The 1,288-nt window shown below is 61.3% G+C and carries 1 protein-coding gene; it reads right to left on the reverse strand.

Going from position 1 to position 1,288, the window contains the following annotated elements; translation table 11 throughout:
• Positions 1–184: 184 nt before the first annotated feature.
• Complete coding sequence (locus tag J9889_RS20350) at positions 185–1,066, reverse strand: linear amide C-N hydrolase (RefSeq protein WP_223946067.1); 882 nt, start codon at positions 1,064–1,066, stop codon at positions 185–187.
• Between the last annotated feature and the right edge of the window lie 222 nt (positions 1,067–1,288).

Genomic DNA, 1,288 nt, shown 5'->3' on the forward strand with positions numbered 1-1,288 from the left:
TGACGGTATAACCTGGCCAGAAGGAGGCAATATCAATATGATGCACGGCGACAGCAGGGTGATGGTGGTGGTGTGTTTGGCGACAACCAGTTTACCAGCACCCTGTCTGTCAACTTCCACTTTCCCAGGATCCCGCGAAGAACCAAAAAACGCCCCGAGCGGGGCGTTGTCATCGGGGGAATGCTCAGGCCTTGGGGCTGGCCGGCAGGAAGCGAAACGCCTTGGCCGGGACGAATTTCTCCGCCGTCTCCCCCGCATAGAGCTGCTGCTCGGTCAGGGGCAACTTGCGCACCGGGGCCCCCGCGGCGAGATCCAGTTTGTCCATGCTCACCCAGAAGGTGTTGGGCAGATGGGTCAGCTCGAAGAAATAGCGGCGATGCTGCTGATCCGCCACGCTTCGCCACAGGGTGGTGGAGATGTTGGGCTGATCCGGGGTGCTGATCCCCATGGGTACCGAGACATTGCGCATCACGCTCATCACCCCGGCCACCGCCTCGTTGGCCTGGTCGGTCTTTGGCAGGGTCTTGATATAGAAGGAGGCGCGGGCAAAACGATCCGCCGAGCGGTTGGTGCCGGGCAGCATGGTGAGACCGCCAATCTCCTCCCAGTAGTCGTTGAGAGCCAGTTGCTTGTCAAAGGTCGGCGAGTTGGTCATCACCTGATAACTGCGGTCGTGGTAGATCTGCAGCTTGCCCCCCACGTACTGGAAGATGGCGGAATCGCCGCTCGCATCGGAGAGGGAGAGGTGCAGCTGGCCCGGCTTGCCATCCGGGGTCAGGGTGGTAACCACATAGAACTCGTCCTTCGACAGGGCGGCGACCGCATCGGCCACGGTGGCGAAGTTGTCCAGCGCGTACTGGGCCCAGAGCGAGATGGAGAGAGTCTTGCGCGGATCCTTGTCGCTCGGGGTCACATACTCGGACTCGGTCAGATAGAGGAGGTTGGCCACCAGCCCCTTCTCGTTCATGCCGTCGGCGGTGCCCGCATCGAAGCCTGCAGCCACCACGGAGCCGTAGCGCGACGTCCACGTCTTGACATCCTCCCCCACCATAGCGCTTCGCGTCACAGGAGGGGGATTCCCATTACTGGGTGATAGCTGCTCGCGCAGTACCGGGTTCCTGCTTCATCGGGCGGCCTGATTACACCACGCCTCCACAGGCTAAAACGGCGTGTCCCGCCGCTAAAATATTGCGAGCGCCGTTCACATCGGCGTTCGCCTCATAACCACACGCAGCGCATTTAAACTGGCTTTGCGTCTGGCGGTTATCCTTCGCAGTATGCCCACAAC

The organism is Aeromonas sp. PrichA-15, assembly GCF_017939245.1.
Taxonomy (GTDB): domain Bacteria; phylum Pseudomonadota; class Gammaproteobacteria; order Enterobacterales; family Aeromonadaceae; genus Aeromonas; species Aeromonas caviae.